At 64.7% G+C, this 20211-nt stretch carries 18 protein-coding genes; 11 read left to right on the top strand and 7 right to left on the bottom strand.

From position 1 onward, the window contains the following. Nucleotides 1-24 precede the first annotated feature (24 nt). Nucleotides 25-522 (top strand): hypothetical protein, encoded by a 498-nt coding sequence (locus EB231_RS15690; RefSeq protein ID WP_246740968.1) that lies wholly within the window; start codon nucleotides 25-27, stop codon nucleotides 520-522. A gap of 48 nt (nucleotides 523-570) precedes the next feature. On the opposite strand, the gene pdxR is transcribed toward EB231_RS15690, so the two are convergent. Then, nucleotides 571-2013, bottom strand: a complete 1443-nt coding sequence (pdxR, locus tag EB231_RS15695; protein WP_172349608.1) for a MocR-like pyridoxine biosynthesis transcription factor PdxR — start codon at nucleotides 2011-2013, stop codon at nucleotides 571-573. Nucleotides 2014-2018: 5 nt separating this feature from the next. Here pdxR and EB231_RS15700 point away from each other — a divergent pair, with 5 nt between their 5' ends. The 3 genes from EB231_RS15700 (at nucleotide 2019) to EB231_RS15710 (ending at nucleotide 4607) form a co-directional block, all read left to right on the top strand. Further along, nucleotides 2019-2774: a pyridoxamine 5'-phosphate oxidase family protein gene (locus tag EB231_RS15700; RefSeq protein WP_172349609.1), complete on the top strand. Its 756-nt coding sequence runs from the start codon at nucleotides 2019-2021 to the stop codon at nucleotides 2772-2774. 39 nt (nucleotides 2775-2813) lie between these two features. Beyond that, nucleotides 2814-3266 (top strand): GNAT family N-acetyltransferase, encoded by a 453-nt coding sequence (locus EB231_RS15705; protein WP_172349610.1) that lies wholly within the window; start codon nucleotides 2814-2816, stop codon nucleotides 3264-3266. A 141-nt stretch (nucleotides 3267-3407) separates the two neighbouring features. Further along, the gene (locus EB231_RS15710; RefSeq protein WP_172352929.1) at nucleotides 3408-4607 is read left to right on the top strand and encodes an aminotransferase-like domain-containing protein; all 1200 of its coding nucleotides are present in this window, start codon (nucleotides 3408-3410) and stop codon (nucleotides 4605-4607) included. A 178-nt stretch (nucleotides 4608-4785) separates the two neighbouring features. On the opposite strand, the gene EB231_RS15715 is transcribed toward EB231_RS15710, so the two are convergent. From EB231_RS15715 to EB231_RS35150, 3 genes are all read right to left on the bottom strand, one after another. Further along, nucleotides 4786-5388: a general stress protein gene (locus EB231_RS15715; protein ID WP_172349611.1), complete on the bottom strand. Its 603-nt coding sequence runs from the start codon at nucleotides 5386-5388 to the stop codon at nucleotides 4786-4788. A gap of 25 nt (nucleotides 5389-5413) precedes the next feature. Then, on the bottom strand, nucleotides 5414-6163 hold the full coding sequence (locus EB231_RS15720) for a DUF4142 domain-containing protein (protein WP_172349612.1): 750 nt from the start codon (nucleotides 6161-6163) through the stop codon (nucleotides 5414-5416). Nucleotides 6164-6374: 211 nt separating this feature from the next. Beyond that, nucleotides 6375-6833, bottom strand: a complete 459-nt coding sequence (locus EB231_RS35150; RefSeq protein WP_246740969.1) for a hypothetical protein — start codon at nucleotides 6831-6833, stop codon at nucleotides 6375-6377. A gap of 368 nt (nucleotides 6834-7201) precedes the next feature. Between EB231_RS35150 and EB231_RS15730 the strand changes: the two genes are divergently transcribed. The 7 genes from EB231_RS15730 (at nucleotide 7202) to EB231_RS15760 (ending at nucleotide 15030) form a co-directional block, all read left to right on the top strand. Continuing rightward, the gene (locus tag EB231_RS15730; RefSeq protein ID WP_172349613.1) at nucleotides 7202-8161 is read left to right on the top strand and encodes an AraC family transcriptional regulator; all 960 of its coding nucleotides are present in this window, start codon (nucleotides 7202-7204) and stop codon (nucleotides 8159-8161) included. 293 nt (nucleotides 8162-8454) lie between these two features. After that, nucleotides 8455-9171: an outer membrane protein gene (locus EB231_RS15735; RefSeq protein WP_172349614.1), complete on the top strand. Its 717-nt coding sequence runs from the start codon at nucleotides 8455-8457 to the stop codon at nucleotides 9169-9171. A 401-nt stretch (nucleotides 9172-9572) separates the two neighbouring features. Continuing rightward, nucleotides 9573-10001, top strand: a complete 429-nt coding sequence (locus EB231_RS15740) for a VOC family protein (protein ID WP_172349615.1) — start codon at nucleotides 9573-9575, stop codon at nucleotides 9999-10001. 123 nt (nucleotides 10002-10124) lie between these two features. Beyond that, the gene (locus EB231_RS15745; RefSeq protein WP_172349616.1) at nucleotides 10125-10742 is read left to right on the top strand and encodes a C39 family peptidase; all 618 of its coding nucleotides are present in this window, start codon (nucleotides 10125-10127) and stop codon (nucleotides 10740-10742) included. A 17-nt stretch (nucleotides 10743-10759) separates the two neighbouring features. After that, nucleotides 10760-11839: a D-alanine--D-alanine ligase family protein gene (locus tag EB231_RS15750; RefSeq protein ID WP_172349617.1), complete on the top strand. Its 1080-nt coding sequence runs from the start codon at nucleotides 10760-10762 to the stop codon at nucleotides 11837-11839. Between the two features lie 178 nt (nucleotides 11840-12017). Further along, nucleotides 12018-12485: a helix-turn-helix transcriptional regulator gene (locus EB231_RS15755; protein WP_172349618.1), complete on the top strand. Its 468-nt coding sequence runs from the start codon at nucleotides 12018-12020 to the stop codon at nucleotides 12483-12485. A 598-nt stretch (nucleotides 12486-13083) separates the two neighbouring features. Next, nucleotides 13084-15030 carry an AI-2E family transporter gene (locus EB231_RS15760; RefSeq protein WP_246740970.1) on the top strand — a complete coding sequence of 649 codons (1947 nt, stop codon included), beginning with the start codon at nucleotides 13084-13086 and terminating at the stop codon, nucleotides 15028-15030. A gap of 189 nt (nucleotides 15031-15219) precedes the next feature. Here the strand turns inward: EB231_RS15760 and EB231_RS15765 are convergent, their stop codons facing one another. The 3 genes from EB231_RS15765 to EB231_RS15775 all read right to left on the bottom strand — a co-directional run bounded on the left by EB231_RS15765 (nucleotide 15220) and on the right by EB231_RS15775 (nucleotide 20129). Then, entirely contained in the window at nucleotides 15220-15753 is a 534-nt protein-coding gene (locus tag EB231_RS15765; protein ID WP_172349620.1) for a GNAT family N-acetyltransferase, read from the bottom strand. 61 nt (nucleotides 15754-15814) lie between these two features. Beyond that, nucleotides 15815-18937, bottom strand: coding sequence for a multidrug efflux RND transporter permease subunit (locus EB231_RS15770; protein ID WP_172349621.1), 3123 nt, complete (start codon nucleotides 18935-18937; stop codon nucleotides 15815-15817). 13 nt (nucleotides 18938-18950) lie between these two features. Continuing rightward, on the bottom strand, nucleotides 18951-20129 hold the full coding sequence (locus EB231_RS15775; protein ID WP_246740971.1) for an efflux RND transporter periplasmic adaptor subunit: 1179 nt from the start codon (nucleotides 20127-20129) through the stop codon (nucleotides 18951-18953). Nucleotides 20130-20211 lie beyond the last annotated feature (82 nt).

Here is a 20211-nt window from a genome sequence, read left to right on the forward strand (position 1 = left end):
TGCTGCAATTGTCAGGGGGAAATCATGAAAGCTGGATATCTCGTCGTCGCCGGTGCCGTGGCGGTCTTGCAGGCCGCGCAGCCGGCCGTTGCCGCGTCGTGCAGCGGCTGGAGCGCGAAGATGGAGGAAGACGAGGGCGGCAAGGTGCTGACAGCCTCGGTCTGCGGCGGACCGAAGGGCGATGCGTATCTGATGCTGACCTGTTTCGACACGCCGGTGCTGAGCTACGATCTGGGCGCCAGCGGCCAGCAGACGGAGCCCGGAATCAGCGGCGCGTTCGACTTCAAGGCCGACGGCAAGACGGTGACCAAGACGCTGCAGCTCGAGGAAATGTACAATTATTTCGTGGTCAATCTGGCCAAGGCCGATCCGCTGCTCGACCTGTTGCGTTCGAAGGGTGATGTCTCGGTCAGCTCAGCCAAATATGGCGCGATCAGCTTTCCCCTGAAGGGCTCGAGCGGGGCTATCGGCAAGGTGCTGGCGCAGTGTGGCAAGGCCAAGCCCGCGGACGACGGGGATTAAGGGCGGTACCCGCGCCTTCCTCAGAGTTGATGACGATGGGAGGGGATGCTACCGCATCACCCCGCCCAGCCGCATCGTCGCTCCCATCAACTCCTCATCCGAAAACCCGGAAAACCCCAGCACCAGCCCGTGCTTCGGCGCCCCGTCGATGAACATCGCGGACAGCGCCCGCGCGCCGACGCCCACCGCTTTTGCGGCTTCGACGATCGCGGTGTCCGGGCCTGAGCCCTGCAGCGTCGCCATCAGATGCAGTCCCTGTTCGGGCACGGACACCTCGAGCGTATCGCCGCAATGCGACTCTAGCCCCGCGACCAGCACGTCGCGCGCGGCTTGCACCCGGCGGCGCACGCGCCTGAGATGCGCGGCGAAGTGGCCTTCGTTCAACAGGTCGGTCAGCGCGCCTTCGGCCAGTGTCGAAGGGTAGCGGTCGGAGCGCGCCCTGACCGCCATCACGGCATCGAGCAGCGGCTCCGGCACCACGACATAGCCGATGCGCAGGCCGGGGAAGAGCACTTTGGAGAAGGTGCCGAGATAGGCGACGCGGTTCGCGCCATCCATGCCTTGCAGCGAGGTCAGCGGCGGGCCGGCATAGCGGAACTCGCTGTCGTAATCGTCCTCGATGATCCAGGCATCGTTGCGCCGCGCCCAGTCGAGCAGGGCAAGGCGGCGCTGCATCGTCATCGTCACGCCGAGCGGATATTGGTGCGAGGGCGTGACATAGGCCGCGCGCGCCTTTGGACAGAGGCTTTCGCCGATCCCGGGATCGAGCCCTTCGCTGTCCACCGGCACGGCGACAATCCTGGCGCCGCTGCCGGCCAGCACGGCGTGCGCCATGGGATAGCAGGGATTTTCCAGCCAGACGGCGTCCCCGGGGCGAAGTGCCGCGCGCGCCAGGAGGTCGAGCCCCTGTTGCGTGCCCGAGGTCAGCACGATCTGGCCGGCGTCGCAGCGCACGCCGCGCGCGGTCCTCAGATAGGTTGATATCGCGGTGCGCAGCGCGATGCCGCCACGCGGATCGCCATAGCGGAAATGTTCGGGGGCGGGGCGGGCGAGGTGGCGCGACAGCAGGATGCGGAACAGGTTGAGCGTGCGCGGGTTGGACACCGCGACGCCAAGGCCGCAAGGCAACGACGTGGCGGCATCGATCTCGGGCGGACGGGGCTTTGACAGTGTTGTCGGCAGATACGGTACATCGCGCGCGACGAAAGTGCCGGCGCCGACCTTGGCGACGGCGAAACCTTCCGAGATCAGCATTTCGAAACAGGCGACCGCCGCCGAGCGCGACAGGCCGAAGCGCCGGGCGAGGTCGCGGGTGGTCGGCAGCTTGGCGCCGGCGGCCAGCGCGCCGGTCTCGATCAGCCGCCTGAGCGCCGCGTAAAGCTCGCGGCTGCGCGGGCCGTCGCCGGGCAGAACCGGGATCAGCGCCGACCAATCCGGCGGATTGGTCTGAATTTTATTGCCTTGATTGGTTCTTTTATCGACCAATGTCATGGCGCATGGTTGGCAGACAAGAAGTGAGGATGCAAGCCGTGAACGATGTCGCCGCCAGCTTTCCGACCACCAGCCGCAACCGGGTCAAGCGCCTGCACGAGCGCGGCAGCTACGACCATGCGGCCGTTTTCGCGGTGCTGGATGCGGGGCTGCTCTGCCACGTCGCCTATACGTTCGACGGCCAGCCCTATTGCACGCCGACCATTCACTGGCGCGAGGGCGACATGCTCTACTGGCACGGCTCTTCCGCCAGCCGCATGCTGCGCCAGTTGCGCGGTGGCACGCCGGCCTGTCTCACCGTGTCGCATCTCGACGGGCTGGTGCTGGCGCGCACCGGCTTCAACCATTCCGCCAACTACCGCTCGGCGATGTGCTTCGGCACGGCACGGATCGTCGACGAGCCGGAGGAGAAGATGAAGGCGCTGGCCGGCGTCGTCGACCGCTTCTACCCCGGCCGCAGCGAAACCTTGCGACCGATCTCGGCGCAGGAGGCCAAGGCGACGACGGTGATCGGCATGCGCATCGAGGAAGCGTCGGCGAAAGTGCGCGCCAAGGGTGTCGGCGATGACGAGGAGGATTACGGCCATCCCGTCTGGGCGGGCGTCATCCCGGTGCGGATGGTGATCGGTGCGGACGAGCCGTGCCCGAGGATCCTGCCTGGTATCGAGCGGCCAAAGAATCTGGCTGGTTATGCCGAGGGCGAGAGGCTGGACCGGGCGCTGACGCAGGCGCAGAGGGTGTATGAGGGTGGGCGTAACTAGCGCCTTGCCGCCAACCATCGCCTCGCGCTATCCCGGCGCATGATTACCTTCCACAAGGCGCAAGCCTCCGATCTTCCCGCCATCGTCGCCATGCTGGCCGACGATCCGCTGGGCGCTGCCCGTGAGGATGCCTCGTTGCCGCTGGCGCAAGGCTATCTCGACGCCTTCAACGCCATCGACGCCGATCCGAACCAGTTGCTGGCGGTGGCCGTGGATGGCGCGGAGGTGATCGGCACGCTGCAGATCACCTTCCTTGCCGGGCTGTCGCGCAAGGGCGCCTGGCGCGGGCAGATCGAGGCGGTGCGTGTCGCAGGCCATCGCCGCTCGGGTGGCGTCGGCCGGCTGATGTTCGAATGGGCGATCGATCAATGCCGCGCGCGGGGCTGCAGCCTTGTGCAACTGACCACCGACAAGGGGCGGGCGGACGCGCACCGCTTCTATGAGGGCCTCGGCTTCACAGGCAGCCATATTGGCTACAAGAAGAGCCTTTAGGGCAATTCCGTTTCCGCCCGTGCGGTGACTGGCGTATACCGCAAGGTTGTCAGGCACTATTCAAATCGCCTGACAAAGCGGATATAGGTCAGCCAAGTTGACCTATATCGGAAACGTCTGGGGAGGCGTGACTTGACCCTTATGAACCTCTTGGCTTCTCGCTCGTCGCGCATGAAAGCCTCCGAAATCCGCGAACTGCTGAAGCTGCTCGACCAGCCTGATATCATCTCGTTCGCCGGTGGCATTCCCGATCCGTCGCTGTTTCCGGCCGACGCCATCCGCGATGCCTATGCCGAGGTGCTGGGGGGCGCGGAGGCGGGCGCTGCGCTGCAATACCAGGTCTCGGAAGGCTATCTGCCGCTGCGGCGCTGGATCGCCGGGCAGATGGGCAAGCTGGGCGTCGCCTGCGACGAGGCCAACATCTTCATCACCTCCGGCTCGCAGCAGGCGCTGGACTATCTCGGCAAGCTGTTCCTGTCGCCGGGCGATACCGCGCTGGTGACATGGCCGACCTATCTCGGCGCGCTGCAGGCCTTCAACGCCTATGAGCCGCGCTATGACCGGCTGCGGCCCGAAGGCGGCAACATGACGCCGGATGCCTATCGCGCGGCGGCGGCGGCAAATGGCGGCAAGGTCAAATTCGCCTATCTGGTTCCCGATTTCGCCAACCCGACCGGCAACACGCTGGACCGGCAGCAGCGCGAGGCGGTGCTCGACCTTGCCGGCGAACTCGACATCGCCATCATCGAGGACGCCGCCTATCGCGCGCTGCGCTATGACGGCGAGGGCGTGCCGCCGATCCTGGCCCTTGACTGCGCGCGGTCCGGCGGCATCGACAAGGCGCGCACGCTCTATTGCGGTTCGTTCTCGAAAATCCTGTCGCCTGGCATGCGCGTCGGCTGGGTGTGCGCGCCGCGCCATGTGGTCGAGAAGCTGGTGCTGATGAAGCAGGCCTCCGACCTGCACAGCCCGTCGATCAACCAGTTCGTCATGCACCGCGTCGCCGAGGCCGTGTTCGACGGCCAGGTTGAAAAACTCATCGGCGCCTATCGCGAGCGCCGCGACGGCCTGCTGGGCGCACTGGAAGCCAATATGCCCAAGGGCGTGACCTGGAGTCGTCCGGAAGGCGGCATGTTCGTCTGGGTGACGCTGCCGGAGGGGGGCGATGCAACCGAACTGCTGGCGCGGTCGGTCAAGGAGGCCCGCGTCGCCTTCGTGCCCGGCAATGCCTTTTATGCCGACGGCACCGGACGCAACACGCTGCGGCTGTCCTTCACGCTCGCCGACCGCCGTGCGGTGACCGAGGGCATTCCAAGGCTGGCGGCGCTGCTGAAGGGGTAGGCTTGGTTGAGCTTCGCCGCCGAAATGACGATCCGGCAGCGAAGCTTCTGGAGCAGTTCACCGGTTCACGGAAACGGCGAACCGCCTTAACTCTTTGTTTTGACGCAATTCCCCGGGGAAAGCGCTACGCGCTTTTCCCGAAAGAACCGTTTCACACTTTTCCTGGAATTGGTCGAAGTCAGACGCGGTTCACGTCACGAGCTCCGTCGCGTCCGATTTCGTTCGAGCGGTAATTCTCCGCATCGGCGTCAAAGCCGGTCCAACCGTCGGCCTGGTATTCACCGCGCCGCTCTTCCAGGTTCACGGACTTGGCCTGCCCGAGAATCCTTTCAGCCTCGGGCACCAACTGGTCATCAACCTTGGCCGTGACCAATGTGCCCCCACGGCGCACGCCCTCCGCGTAAACGTGTGCATCGGCTTCAGGCACGCCGGAGTCGGTCAGCGCGCCGACGATGCCACCCGCGGCGCCACCAACCACGGCACCTCCCACTGCGCCGACCGCGGTGGCCGCCAACCATCCAGCCGCCACCACCGGGCCGACGCCCGGAATGGCCATGAGGCCAAGTCCAGCCAGCAGCCCGCCGGCTCCGCCGATCGCAGCTCCCAGTCCAGCACCGCCCGCGGCATCATCCGCGGCCTTGGAGCCGTCATTTTCGTGCCGGTTGTCCGCGTTCTTGGCGACGATGCTGATGTCGGAATGCGGAATGCCCGTGGCTTCCAGTTCGCCAACGGCATCGGAAGCGTCGTCATAATTGTCGAATAGTCCGGTTACGGTTTTCATGTTCTTGATCTCCTGGATTTCGGATTCAGTTGGTGCCGGCAACGACGTTGCCCTTGTAGTCCAGCGCGATGGCGGTGTTCTTGCCGTCCTTGCTCGCCTGTCCACGCCAGATGCCCTGGTCGTCCTTGGTCAGCTTCGAAACATCCGAGAAACCGGCATCCTGGATCCGGCCCTTTGCCTGATCTTCGGTGAAGCTGTTCGCGCCGGAAAGCGGAGGGGTCTGCTCAGGCTTGTCGCCCACCGTGACCTTGGGCGTCTGCGAAGTTGACGACTGGGTGCCCTGGGTCGCCGCGATCTTTTCGATCATCTCCTGGTGCATCTTGAGTGTCGGCAGAGTCTGCCCGGCGAACGTCTTCAGCTCGGCGTTGTCGCCGTCCTTGGCGTAGCTCTCGAACAGCTTCACGGCATCGGTGTGCGCGTCGCGCTGCATCTGGACGTAGGGGCCGTCGATCGGATCCTTGCCGTTCTGCAGGGTGTCGACATCACTCTTGTGCTTGGCGTCCAGTTCCTTGGGAACCGTCAGCTTCTGCTCGCCGGCGATCGTCTCCAGCTTGGCATTGGCCGCGCCGTGATCGCCGATCATCTTATGCGCAAAATCCTTGACGCTCTGATCCTGCGATCTGGTTTCGGCGATCTTGCTCGAATCCACTTCGAACATTGCACCGTTCGCTGCCTTGTCGACAAAGTCTTGCGCGCTGTCGGCAGCAAAGGCTGGCAGCGCGAAAGCCATAGTTGTGGCTGTGGCCAGTGAGGCCATAAGAAGGCGAGTTTTCATGGGGAAGGTCCTTGTTGATGCACTGATGTGCCGAGGACTTAATCTGCGCCCGAGAGCTTTGTTCCCAGGGATAAGCAATAAAGCGATGTCGCCAATGGCAACAAAGTCATCTCCCTACCTTTGCGACCAGCGAAGGAACTGAAGCGGGGTGGGCTACGCGGAAAACCACGTATCGGCGCTCGGCAGGCTTGTGGACCTGGCCACCAGCCCGTTACGCCGGAACGCCGACCAAGAGCTTGATCTTCGAAAGCCTGGCGCGAGCCAGCTTGCGGATCGATTTTTCGAACCCTTCCTTGCCGCTTTCAATGACGAAGACCAATGTCTTGAGGTCCAGCATGAACTCGTCCACCGCCGCTGTCATCTCTTGCGACCTGCCCTTGAAGCGGCGCAGCAAAGCGGTCGCTTCTTCGATGCTGTCGCCGCCGGCGCTATCGACGAGTGCTTCGAGCCTCTGAAAACTGTCCAATTCCATTCCTTCCTGACCGCGCCACAAAACCCGGTCAGCAGTGGAAGGTTCCAACTCGGAGCGGTCCCGTGAAAATAAATCGCTTCCGCGTTTGAATCGCCGGGGTCCAACCTCTGTCGGCATTCTTTTGGTTTTGTTGGAACCTCTGTGCTCATTAAAGGTTGTCACTGCGTCTGATCCCCCGTCAGACATCTGAAAGCTCATATCAGCTTTCCAAAGGCCCGCTGGATCCCCCTCCTGGCGGGCTTTTTTGTTTGAGGCTCGGCCAAGGGCTGGCCACCCAGTGGCGCGCCGACCGGTGCGGCGGGCTTAGGGCCGTTATGCGTGTCCTTGATACGGGCTCGGCCACCGCGAGTGTACGCAGGTCGCGCGGCGGAGATGATTCTCGCGCTCCTGTATATTTTCGATTGTTTTGAATTTTCGAACGCCGGCTCGACGAATATCGACTGAATTCTTGACCGGGACGGCAATGAAATTGTCGTGCAAGGCACAAATATCGCCAACTCTGGACAAGACGCAAGCAAGTTTCATACGGTGCATTTCCTGGAAGGTGCGGGAAGGGCCGGTTACTTTTGAAAAAGAACGTCTTCTCGTCGATCGATCTGCCGTCGCATCTCGATGATCAAGCACGGTTCGCGCTCTGGCAGGATATCCATGTCGCCGAGATCTGGTCGGTCGAATATGCCATCTCGGCCAACCGGCCGTTCGCCGCGGCCATCGAGGCGACGGCGGTCGGGCCGTTGGTGCTGGGGCAGATGGCCGGAACGATCCAGCATGCCAGCCGCAAGGCCCGCAACATCGCCGATGACGGCCGCGACGGCTATCTCCTCCTGATAAACAACGGCGACACAAGGCTGAGCGGCATCCAGGCCGGCCGCGACTACAGCGTCGGCAAAAACGAGGCCGCGCTGGTCTCTGCCTCCGAAGCGCTGGAAATGAGCGGCGGCGACAGCAATGTGTGGGCCAACATCGTCGTCCCGCGCGAGATCCTGGAGAATGCCTTTGCCCGTGTCGAGGACCGGCTGGCACTGACTGTCGCGGCCGACAATGAGGCGCTCGGCATGCTCAGGCGGTATTGCAGCTTCCTGGAGGCGGGCCCGGCCCTGGTCTCGCCCAACCTTGTTACCCATGCCACCGAAACCATCGTCGACCTGATCGGCCTGGTGACCGGCGCCAAGGGCGATCCCGCCGAACTCGCCGGCATGCGCGGCCTGCGCGCGGCGAGGCTGCAGGCCATACTGGACAAGATCCGCGACAATTTCGCCGATCCCGCCATTTCGGCCCAGCAGGTCGCCCAGCAGTTGCGGCTTTCCGTGCGCTATGTCCACGACCTCCTGCAGGAGACCGGGGCGAGCTTCGCCGAGCGCATTCTCGAATTGCGCCTGCAGAGGGCCCACCGCATGCTTGGCGACAGGCGCAACGACCGCATGCGCATCAGCGAGATCGCGCTGCTGAGCGGTTTTTCCGACGTCTCCTATTTCAACCGCTGCTTCCGCCGCCGCTTCGGCTCGACGCCGAGCGGCGCCAGATAGGGCAACTCCAGGAAGAGCATGAAACGGCTTTCCCTTGGGAATAGCGCCAAAACAGGGAGTTGGGGCGGTTCGCCGTCGTCGTGAGACGGTGAACCGCTCTACCGCATCGGCGATCCGGTTTCATCCGGCCGGTGCGGAACGGCCACACGGGGCGGGAAAGCAGCACGGCGCGTTCGAAGACAAGTCCGGTGCGGTCCAGACCAAGACGCGGGACAGCGAATAATGCAAGACCGCGATGTATCGCCGCGAAGCACTTCCGCCGTGGCGTGCATCTCGGGGACCGCGGACAAGCAATGAAAACGATATTTCTCGCCACAGCCTTCTTTCTCGGGCTCGCCGGCATGGCTTCAGCCGCCGACGCCGGCCCGCCGGTCTCGGCCTCCTACAACTGGTCCGGCGGCTATATCGGCGCGCAGGCCGGATACGGATGGGGGGACGCAAGGGTCGGCCAGACTTTCGCGGCTGACAGTTTTGGCGGCTACGGCTGGGGCTACGGCAGCCTTTCGGGCGGCTTCGGCGGCCTTTATGCCGGCTATATGAAGCAGTTCGACAGCGGCCTGGTCCTCGGCGTCGAGGGCGACTACAACTTCGCGAATCTCAAGGACACGACCGTCTATCAGGCGCTGGGCGTCGACGATCCCGGCTTTGGCGGTGTGCTGGAACTGAACTCGATCGGGTCCGCCCGCCTGAGGGCTGGCTACGCGATGGATCGGTGGCTTCCGTTCGTCACCGCCGGCGTGGCGATGGCGCACTACAAGCACAGCACCGTCTTCCTTCCGAGCGGAGATACCTATGCCGATGTCGAGGACACCATCGCGGGCTATGCGCTGGGCGCCGGCGCCGAATATGCCGTCAGCGACAATTGGGTGGTCCGGGGCGAATACCGCTTTGCCGACTTCGGCCGCCACACCTCCATACGGCACTCGACCTTCAATGGGGCCGCCGTGAACCCCGATGCGATCGAACTGAAGACGCACGATATCCGGCTCGGCATCGCCTACAAATTCTGAACGGCGTCTCGGCTGATGCCGAATGGTCACACCGGTGCGCCAAGTGCGGCGGCGCACTTCAGGATAATTCACATGCGGTCCAGCCCAAGAACGCGGCACGGCGAACGATGCAGCAGGGGAAGGCCCGTCAGGGCCGGCCGCGGTATCGGCCAATTGATGGTGGTATCGGCCAATTGACGGTCATTTCGCCGGGCGCGGGGGCCGGAACGCACGGTAACCAACACGAAGTGACGCGGCGGGCCCAGCGCGGCGGACAGTGTCCGGGAATTTACCAGCCGCCGCGCAGGGCCGGCTCAAGGGAAATCCAGCGAAACCAGGCAAGGCATGTCATCTGACACCGTCGCCCGTATTGACGGCGCCCGGTCCGAATCTACATTCGGAGCCTTGCAAGGAGGATTTGCATGGAAACCCAGGAATTGCATCGCGGCCGGCTCATCGACCATATCCAGCTGGTGGTAAGGGATCTCGCCGCCAGCCGGCGTTTCTACGAGGCGATCCTGCAAGCGCTCGACGTGCCGATCGGCGGGACGGCAACGGATTATTTCTGGTGCGACGAGCTGTTCGTCTCCAGTGCCGACAGCCGCGCCGCGCTGGGACAGCTCACCGGCCGTCATCATCTGGCCTTCCAGGCAAAGGACCACGCGATGGTCGACGCCTTTTACAAGGCCGGGTTGGCGGCCGGCGGCAAGGACAATGGCGCGCCAGGCGAGCGGCCCTATCATCCCGGGTACTACGCCGCCTTCCTGCTCGATCCGGACGGCAACAACATCGAGGCCGTCCATCATGGTCCGCACACGCGCAGTACCGCTTCGGTGAAGATCACCTTCTGAGAGACTGTCTGGACATTCCTCCCTGGCGGCAAGAGCGAATTCGAAACAGTCTCCAAGCGTCGGCTTTTCTTTGGTCTCGTATCCTCGTATACGAGATTGGAATGAGCCGCCCCGAGGATTCGCATGAGCCCGTTGCCTGAAGCCGTGCCGTTTTTCAGCCAGTGGGAAACGCCTGACATGACGCTGGCCGTGCTCGCCGATGGCGCCCAGGCCGCGTTGCGGCGGGATCCGCTGTGGCGAGGATCAGGCGCGGACACGCTCGACGAATACGCGGTCTGGGCCGACAACATCTGCGGCATGGCATGCCTGAAAATGATCCTGGCGACGCGGGGCGAGATCGTGCCGACGATCGAGCTGGCCAGGCGGTGCACTGGATATGGCGGCTATGTCGTCAAGGAAGGCTCGATCAAGGGCCTGATCTACGCGCCTTTCGTGACCTTCGTGAAGGCGGAATTCGGCCTGGAGGCGCAGGTGATGACCAATGTCGCGACATCGGACATTCCGGCGATCCTCAGGCAGTCGCGCTTCTTCATCGCTTCGGTCAGCAGCTCGATCCGCTGGCCCGAGTGCGAGCCGCCCTCGAAGGGCGGCCATCTGGTGCTGGTGACAGCGGCATCGGACGATGGTTTTCGCTTTCACAACCCATCCGGCCATACCAGCGCCACACAAGAGAACGCAGTGTTGGCGCCATATGATTTCGACCGTTTCTTTGCCAATCGCGGCATTGCCGTCGCCATTTGATTTTTTGAGGGGTTTCAATGACCGGGAAGACAAGAGTTGCCATCCTCTATGGCGGGCGCTCGGCTGAGCATGAAGTGTCGCGCCTGTCGGCGGCCAATGTGCTGAAGGCGATCGACCGGACGCGCTATGAGGTGGTCCCGATCGCCATTACCAGGGACGGCAGATGGCTGCTGCAACCGTTGTCCGAGGCTGGCGGCGACGGGGCAGGGGCCGCGGTATCCGAGGACGGTATCGAGGTCGCCCTGTTGCCAGGCGGCAAGGGAAGGCTGGTGGCCGTGCCGCACGGTGGCGCGCAGCACGACCTGCCGCCGGTCGATGTCGTCTTTCCCGTGCTGCACGGGCCGTTCGGCGAGGACGGCTCGGTGCAGGGCTATGCCGAGGTCGCCGATGTCGCCTATGTCGGCTGCGGCGTCCTGGCCTCCGCCGTCGCCATGGACAAGGACGTCGCCAAGCGGCTGATGCGCGAGGCGGGGCTTGGCGTTGCCCGCTCCGTGACCGTGCATCGCAACGACAAAGGTTCGTTCCAGGAAATTGCCGGCGCGCTTGGGTTGCCCTTCTTCGCCAAGCCGGCGCGCCAGGGCTCGTCCTTCGGCGTGAGCAAGGTGAATGACAGGGATGGCTTCGAGCAGGCCGTCGAAACGGCCTTCCGCTATGACGGCAAGGTGCTGATCGAGGAGTTCGTCGAAGGCCGCGAAATCGAATGTTCGGTGCTGGAGCGGGCCGACGGCTCACTCACGGTGTCGCTGCCCGGCGAGATCATTCCGGCCGGCAAGCATGGCTTCTACACCTATGAGGCCAAGTATCTCGACGCCGACGGCGCGGTGGTCCAGGTGCCCGCCAATGTGCCGGCCGCCGTTGCCGACAGGGCGAAGGAGATGGCCGCGCAGGCTTTCCGGGCGCTTGGCTGCGAGGCCATGGCGCGCGTCGACTTCTTCCTGCGCGCCGACGGTTCGCTGCTGGTCAACGAGGTCAACACGCTGCCGGGCTTCACCGACATTTCGATGTACGCCAAGGCGCTGGCGGCGATAGGCATCGGCTACAGCAAGGTTATCGACGTGCTCATCGAGCACGCGCTGGCAAGGTATGCGGCGCGGTGATCGACTGATACCGTTCGGGAGCAAGCCCCCATCGCGTTCGCTTCCGGCTGGAAGCCGACGGCAGTTGCTGCATGTACAGATGATCCCGTACGGTATCATGATTTGTGATCCCGCACGGTAGCAAAATGGCTTTGATTTCATCCTGGCAAGGCATATGCTCCCGTTCGGGAGCAGAATCATGACCGAGACCACACCGTCGCCTGAAAGCGCTGTCGAAATTGCGCGCCGCGCCGTACGATCCGCTCCCGCCGAGCAGGGGGATTTATTCGGGTCGCTGGCGCCGGCCGTCCCGGCTGGCGGCGTTTCGAATAAGCATGATGGGAGCCTTGAGAACCCCCGCGATGCCTCCAGGCCCGTCCGCGCATCGCTGCCGCGGCGGCTTCCGTCGGTCCGCGACGATGACGGGGGCGCCTTGGCGCAATCGGCCTTGCAGGGCAACACCATAACGTCGCCGGCGGATCTCGGCCGGCTGGTTCGCGCGGCCCGCAAGCGGCGAGATTTCTCCCAGCAGCAGTTCGCCGATCTCGCTGGGGTCGGCCGGCGCTTCTTGTCGGAGTTGGAGAACGGCAAGCCGACGCTCGAACTGGGGAAAGTCCTGAAGGTCGCCGACACTGCCGGCATTGCGCTGTTTGCCAGGGAAGGCTGAACGGACGGGCGCCCGGCTCGACCGAGATGACCTTGACGCCGAAGGGGGCGAGTTCCGACGCCAGCACTTCGGTTAGGCCGCCCACCGCCACTTTGCTGCCTGGTAGGCGCTGGGGCCGGCGTGGCCATCCGCCCGCCGACCGAGGAGATGTTGGCGATATCGCCCGAGCGCTGCGACGGATATGAAGTCGGCAAGGCGTTGCCGAGGTCGGTCTTGATCTCGAGGTAGAGCTGGTTGAGCAACTCATCCTTGCTGGCGAAGTCGTTGAAGAGCGTGCCTTCGGAGAGGCCCGGCCTCCCTGGCGATCCTGGCCGTGGCCGCGCCGGTTCCAAGCGTCGCCACCAGTTCGGTGGCCGAGGCCAGGATTGCCTGACGTTTTTCTTCGGCGAGGGGGCGTGCCATGTCCAACCCGTTTGAGCGAGTGGTCACTCATTTATTGCGGTGTGCACAAAATGTCAGGCGTGTGGAGCCATTCGGACCGGCGTTCGTTTGGAAGCAGCGCATTGCCGCCGGCCAAGGTTGCACGCCGGCTCAATATATCAGACCATGGCCATTGGCAGGGGAGAGGTACGAGGTGGCGAACAATCGTCGGAATGGAATGGCGCCTCAAGCGCTGGACGACATTCTTGCGGCCGCCGCGCCCCACCCGCGAACCTCGCTGCCCAATGTGGCGACCACCGTCACGACGGTGGCCGCACTCTATTTCGGGCGCGAGGTTTTCCTGCCGATCGCCATTGCACTGCTGCTGACCTTCGCGCTCGCGCCCTTGGTTTCGGCGCTCAAGCGGATCGGCATTCCCCGGATCGCCGCTGTCATCGCCAGCGTGCTGGCCGCTTTCGCGGCACTTGCCCTGTTCAGCTTCGTCGTCGCCACGCAGGTCAGCGAACTGGCGCAGAACATCCCTGTCTATCAGACCAACATCCTGGCCAAGATCCGCTCACTCAAGGAAACCGGGGTCGGGGGAGGGATCATTTCGAGATTGAGCGGCGTGGTCGAGCGTGTCGGCCAGGAGATCGACAGGCAGGACGCCACGCTGCCGGCCGCCACGCCCGACAAGCCGCCGCGCGAGCCGGTGCCCGTCGAAATCGTCGCGCGCGAAAGGCCGCTCGAAGTCCTGCAGAACATCGTCGGTCCGCTGATCAGCCCGCTCGGATCGGCCGGGCTGATCATTGTCGTCGTCATCTTCATGCTGCTCGAGCGGGAGGATTTGCGCGACCGTTTCATCCGGCTTGTCGGCTACGGCGACCTCCACCGCACCACCGAGGCGCTTCAGGATGCCGGCAAGCGGGTGGGCCGCTACCTGCTCATGCAATTGGTCGTCAACATCGTCTACGCCATACCGATCGCGATCGGGCTGTGGATCCTCGGCATTCCAAATGCGCTGCTGTGGGGCCTGCTCGCACTCGCGCTGCGTTTCGTTCCCTATATCGGTCCGGCCATAGGCATGCTGCTGCCGCTGCTCCTGGCGCTGGCCGTGGCACCCGGCTGGTCGCTCGTCCTGTGGACGGCCGCCCTGTTCGTGGTGATGGAACTGGTCACCGGCAACGTCGTCGAACCCTGGCTTTACGGTTCGCGAACGGGGCTGTCACCGCTGGCGATCATCGTTGCGGCCATCTTCTGGACGTGGCTCTGGGGGCCGCTCGGACTGGTCCTGTCGACGCCGCTCACCGTCTGCCTGGTGGTTCTGGGCAGGCACGTGCCGCAGTTCGAATTCCTCGACGTGCTGTTCGGCAACGAGCCCGTGCTGGAACCTCATGCGCGGCTCTACCAGCGGCTTCTGGCCGGCGATCCGGACGAAGCCACCGATCATGCCGAGGAGATGCTGGAAGAAAAGTATCTGGTCGAGTTCTACGACAAGGTCGCCATTCCGGCTCTTCTGCTGGGCGAGCGGGACCGTGTGCGCGGCGTCATGGGTGACCTGCAAAGACGTCAAGTGGCGGCCAGTGCCCTGACGCTGGTGGCCAATCTGGAAGACGACGCGAAAGAGGAAGCGGGCGAGGAGGATGCGCAGGCCGAGGAGACGGGCGAGCCCGGCGACGCGGCCGATGAGGACGCGGCCGACCTGCCAGACGGCACCGGCCTCTCGGTGCTTTGCGCCGGCGGGCGAGGCGAACTCGACGATGCCGCCGCCGCGATGCTGGCGCAGGTGCTGGAAGTCCAAGGCGCGGCCGCGTCGAAGGCGGGCTTTGCCGACATGGAACCCGCCAGCATCCGCCGCCTCGAACTTGAAGCCATCGATACGGTCGTGGTCGGCTTCCTCAACCGCGATTCCGTCAAGCACGCCCGCTTCCTGGTTCGCCGGCTGAAGCGGGCGAAGGCAGCACTTCGGGTGGGCATCGTGTTCTGGTCGGAGACCGGCAACGACGACAAGGAAGCGGCCGCCAGGCTGGCCCAGGACATCAGCGCGGATTTCGTCGCGCATGGCATGGTCGGCGCGGTGACGGGCGCGCTGTCGAAGGAGCCGCCGATTGCGTTGAAGCTCGTCGCCAAACGGCGCCGGCCGCGCGCTGCCCCAAGGAAGGTGGCTGCCGCGGCGACGGCTTAGAGACGAAAGCCGGTTACAGCGAGGGAGTTTGAGTCTGAGTGGGCTCTCCCGGGAAGGTGCTCATGACGGCTTTGCGCCGCATGTCAGTCTTTCGATCCGTTCGATCGCTATCCGGAAAGCGGACGTAACCGTGGGTGCCCTGGATTTCCGGTTCCGCTGAGGCGGCTGGCTCGATTCGATTTCGTCGGATCACATGCGCTTCTCGAAGCGGAACATCCCGCTGTCCTCCGGCAAGTCCGGTCCGGCGGAATGTTCCGGGCCCGGGTGGCGTGCGTTGTAGTACTCCACGATGCTGAAGCCACAGACGTTGATGTAGAAGTGGATGTTGCGCTTCTCGAAATACGGCGTGTGGGTCGTCCATACCTTGGTGGCGGGATAGCGCTTCTCGATCGCGGTCCACGCCTTGCGGCCGATTCCCCGGCCGATCTCGCCTGCGCGCACGAAGAAGAAGTCGAGCGAATTGTGCTGCGTCTCGATGTCGATGGACACGACGGCGCCGCCGACCCATCGCCCGTCCTCCAGGATGCGGAGCACCTCGGCGTTCGGCGCCTCGAACGAGGCGGTCACGTCTGCGTCGGATGGAACCGATCCGTCTTCGGTAGACCCGAACGCCTCGATGGCGGCGATCGCGAAGGCTTCCCCGAGATCCCAGCGGAAGCGGGGCAGATCGGCTTCTGTGGCGATGTCGAGCGTAATACGGCTTTGGTTCGGCGGGGCTGTCATCGGAAGTCTCCAGATTGAGGGAAGAAGCGGGGCTCGCGTTCGGCCGATCGAGCCCGGATACTCATGCCTTGACCGGAGCCGCGCCGGCTGTGCCTTCGGCCGGCGCCTTGCGGCCCGGCAATCGCATGACGAGGACGAAGAACACGGGCACGAAGACCACGGCAAGCACGGTGGCCGAGATCATGCCGCCGAAGAGGCCAGTGCCCAAAGCGTTCTGCGTTTCGGAACTCGGACCCTTGGCGACGACCAGGGGCACGATGCCGAGCGTGAAGGCCAGCGATGTCATGACGATGGGGCGCAGCCGCAACCGCGCCGCTTCGACGGCCGCCTCGCGCAGGCTCCGCCCCTCGTCGCACAGCTTGCGGGCGAACTCCACGATCAGCACGGCGTTCTTGGCCGACAGGCCGATCAGCGTGATCAAGCCGACCTTGAAGAACACGTCGTTCTCGAAGCCACGCAGATGCACCGCGACGACCGCGCCCAGGATCCCGAGCGGCACGACCAGCATGACCGAGAGCGGAATGGCCCAACTCTCGTAGAGGGCGGCCAGCACCAGGAACACGACGACGACGGAGAACGCCACCAGAAGCGGCGCCTGCGCGCCCGACTGGCGTTCCTGGAAGGACTGGCCTGTCCATTCCACGGCGAAGCCGGCGGGAAGCCGCGCGGCGATCCGCTCGATCTCGTTCATCGCATTGCCGCTCGACACACCGGGCGCGGCATCTCCCGAGATGCTGAGCGAGGGGTAACCGTTGTAGCGGTTGAGCTGCAGCGGCCCGACGGACCATTGCGGCGTCACCACTTCGGACAGGGGAACCATGCCGCCCTTGTCGTTGCGCACCTGGAGCTTCAGGACGTCCTCGACCTGCATGCGGTCCCTGGCCTGCGCCTGCACGATGACCTGCTGGAGACTTCCGGCACGCGGAAAGTCGTTGACATAGGTCGAGCCCATGGTGGAACCGAGCACGTCGCTGATGACCGAGAAGGAGACCCCGAGCGCGCCGGCCTTCTGGCGGTCGACGCGCAAGTTCACGCTGGGCCCGTTGGGCAGGCCGTCCACGCGCACATTGCGCAGGAGCTTGCTTTGACCGGCGAGTGCGACCAGCGTCTCCGACGCATCCCGCAGCGCCCCCGCGTCGCGCCCGACGCGGTCGACGAGGCGAAGCGAGACGCCCGAGGTCGTGCCAAGTTCCTCGATGGCTGGCGGCTTCATGATGATGACCTCGCCTTCCGTCGCCTCCCGCATCGCCCGTTCGGCCGCCGCGATCTCCGCATCGGTGCTGCCGCTGCGTGCATCCCAGTCGCGCAACGTCGTGAACGCCATCGCCGCGTTCGAGCCGGAGCCGGAAAAGCCGAAGCCCATGATGGACAGGTTGTTGGCGATGTCGGGGCGCGTCGCGGCGTGGCGGTCGAAGCGTTCGACCAGTGCCTGGGTGCGTTCGGAGGTGGCGTCGGCAGGCAGCGTGAACGAGGCCATGAATGTCCCCTGGTCCTCGTCCGGCACGAAGGCGGTCGGCAGCGTGCCGTAGCCCAGCGCCAGCGCGCCGATGAGAACGCTGTAGACCAGCATGACGCGACCGGTCCGCCTCACGAGCCAGCCGACCCATGACGTGTACCGTCCCGTCAGCCTTTCGAAGCCGCGGTTGAACCAGGCAAAGAAGCCCTTGCGCTCGTGATGAGACGGCACCGGCTTCAGGATCGTGGCACAGAGCGCGGGCGTCAGGCTGAGGGCCAGGAACGCGGAGAACAGGATCGAGACCGCGAGCGAGACCGTGAACTGGCGGTAGATTGCGCCGACCGACCCGCCTGCGAGGCCCATGGGCAGGAACACCGCCGTCAGAACCAGCGTGATGCCGACGACCGCGCCCGTAATCTCGCGCATGGCGCGGCGGGTCGCCTCGCGCGGTGACAGGCCCTCGGTCGCCATCAGCCGTTCGACGTTTTCCACCACCACGATCGCGTCGTCGACGATGATGCCGATCGCCAGCACCATGCCGAACATCGTCAGCACGTTGATCGAGTAGCCGATTGCCCACATCACCGCGAAGGTGCCGAGCAGCGCGATCGGTGCGACGATGGCCGGGATCAGCGTGTAGCGGATGCTCTGGAGGAAGAGGAGCATGATCAGGAACACCAGCACCATGGCCTCGGCGAGCGTCCGCACGACCTTCGAGATCGACAACTTCACGAAGGGCGCCGTGTCGTAGGAAACGGCATAGGTGACGCCCTTCGGCATCGACGGCGCGAGCTCGGCAAGGCGTGCCTTGACACCTTCCGAGGTCGAGACGGCGTTGGCGCCGGGCGCTAGCTGGATGGCCGCGGCGGTAGCCGGCTTTCCTCCGTCGAAGATCGAAAAACCCATTGTCTGTGCGCCGATCTCGACCTTGGCCACGTCGCCGAGCGTCAGCTTCGAACCGTCCGGATTGGAACGCAGGACGATGGCGGCGAACTCCTCGGGAGTCTTCAATTGTCCGTCGAGGTTGAGCGGAACGCTGATCATCTGGCCGGGAACGGTGGGCGCCTCACCGAGGCGGCCGGGCGCCACCTGCACGTTTTGGGCCTGGATGGCTTGTGTGATCTCGGCCATCGAGACCGAATAGGAAACGAGCCGGGCCGGATCGATCCAGACGCGCATGGCCGCCTCGGAGCCGAAGGACTGGACGCGGCCGACGCCCGGCACGCGCTTGAGCTCCGGGGTGAGCCCGCGTACCAGATAGTCCTCCAGCGCCAGGGAATCGGCCTTGCCGCCTTCGGAGCGCAGGGAGACGATCATCAGGAATCCCGACGTGACGCCCTCCACGGAAAGGCCTGAGCGCCGGACGGGCTCGGGCAGGCGCTGCTCGACGGCCTTCAGCCTGTTCTGGACATCGATCTGGGCGAGCTCCGGATCGGTGCCGGGCTTGAAGGTGACGGTTATGCTGGCGTTGCCGGCCGAGTCGGACGACGATTCGATATAAAGGACGTTCTTCACAGCCGTCAGTTCGCGCTCGATCGGTGCGGTGATGCTGTCGTTGATCGTCTGTGGGCTGGCGCCGGTGTAGGTAGCGTTGATGCTGACGCTCGGCGGCGCGATGACGGGGAAGCGCGAGACCGGAAGCTGCGGGATCGAGACGAGACCGGCCAGCGCGATGAAGATCGCGATGACCCAGGCAAAGACCGGCCGATCAATGAAGAAATTGGGCATCGCACAGTTCTCCTCAGACGTCGTTCTTGGGCGACGCAGGCTGGTAGGGGACGAGCTCCAGCGGTTGGCCCCCTTCAGTCGGATCCTGGCCCTGCACGACCACGGTCTCGCCGGCCCTCAGGCCGGACAGGATGACGTATTGACGGTCGACCAGCGCTCCCAACTCGACGTCGTGGCTGCTGGCGGTCTTGCCGTTCGCGATAACCGTGAGTTGGGCCCGCCCCGAAGCATCGCGGCGTACGGCCTCCTGCGGCACGGTCAAGGCATCGGGATAGATGGCGCTGGGTACCCTGGCGCGCAGATACATGCCCGGCAGCAATTGCCTGTATGGGTTGGGCACCTCCACGCGCATGGCGATGCTGCCGGTGCCGGGCTCCACGGTGCTTTCGGAGTAGAGGACCTTGCCCTGGTACGCGTAGGGCTTTCCTGTGATCGTCAGAATGTCGACCGGAAGGGCGGCGGCATCCTCGCCGCGACCGCTTTCGGCTTCCTCTTCCAATTGCTCCCGGCGCATCGAGGGCTGACGGACATCGAGATAGACGCTGTCGATCTGCTGGACGACGGCGAGGGGCGTCGCGGCGCCGACGGAAGCGAGGCCGCCTTCGGTGGTGAGGGCCTGACCGATGCGCCCGGCGATAGGGCTTCGGACGGTCGCATGCGACAGTTCGAGTTCGCGGCGGACCAGGTTCGCCTTGGCTTCGGCGACACTCGCACGTGCCTGTGCCAATGCAGCCTTCGCATCGCCGAGGGCCGCGGCGCTCGCGGTCCGCGCCACTGCCAGCGCCTCGACCCGTTCATGCTTGACCGTCGCATTGACGAGATCGGCCTCTGCCCGCGCCAGCACAGCGGAAGCGGCGTCGACATCGGCGGCGAAAGGCGCGGGATCGATCTGGAAGAGGGGCTGGTTCGCCGAAACCTCCGCTCCTTCGGTGAAGATCACCTTCTGCACGATGCCGTTGACTTGCGGACGTATCTCGGCTGTTCGCAGTGCCGATACGCGGCCGGGCAGTTCGTCGTAGACAACCACTCGGTGCGGCTGCACCTTCAGCACAGAAATGCGGACGGGGGCGGCGATTGCCTCCGGCTGCCTCTTGGCATCGGACGTTGGGCCTCCTGCACTATCCGTGCAGGCAGCGAGAAACAGCGCCATACTGGCGAAGGCAGCAGGCGTCAGGAGTGGGCGAAGGCGCATCGTACGGTCATCCGTGAAAGCGGTTCCGTCGCTGGGGGCGACGTCGCCTCTATCCATCCGCCGGGTTGCTGCCGTGTGGACG

Origin of the sequence: Mesorhizobium sp. NZP2298, from assembly GCF_013170825.1 — a bacterium.
Taxonomy (GTDB): domain Bacteria; phylum Pseudomonadota; class Alphaproteobacteria; order Rhizobiales; family Rhizobiaceae; genus Mesorhizobium.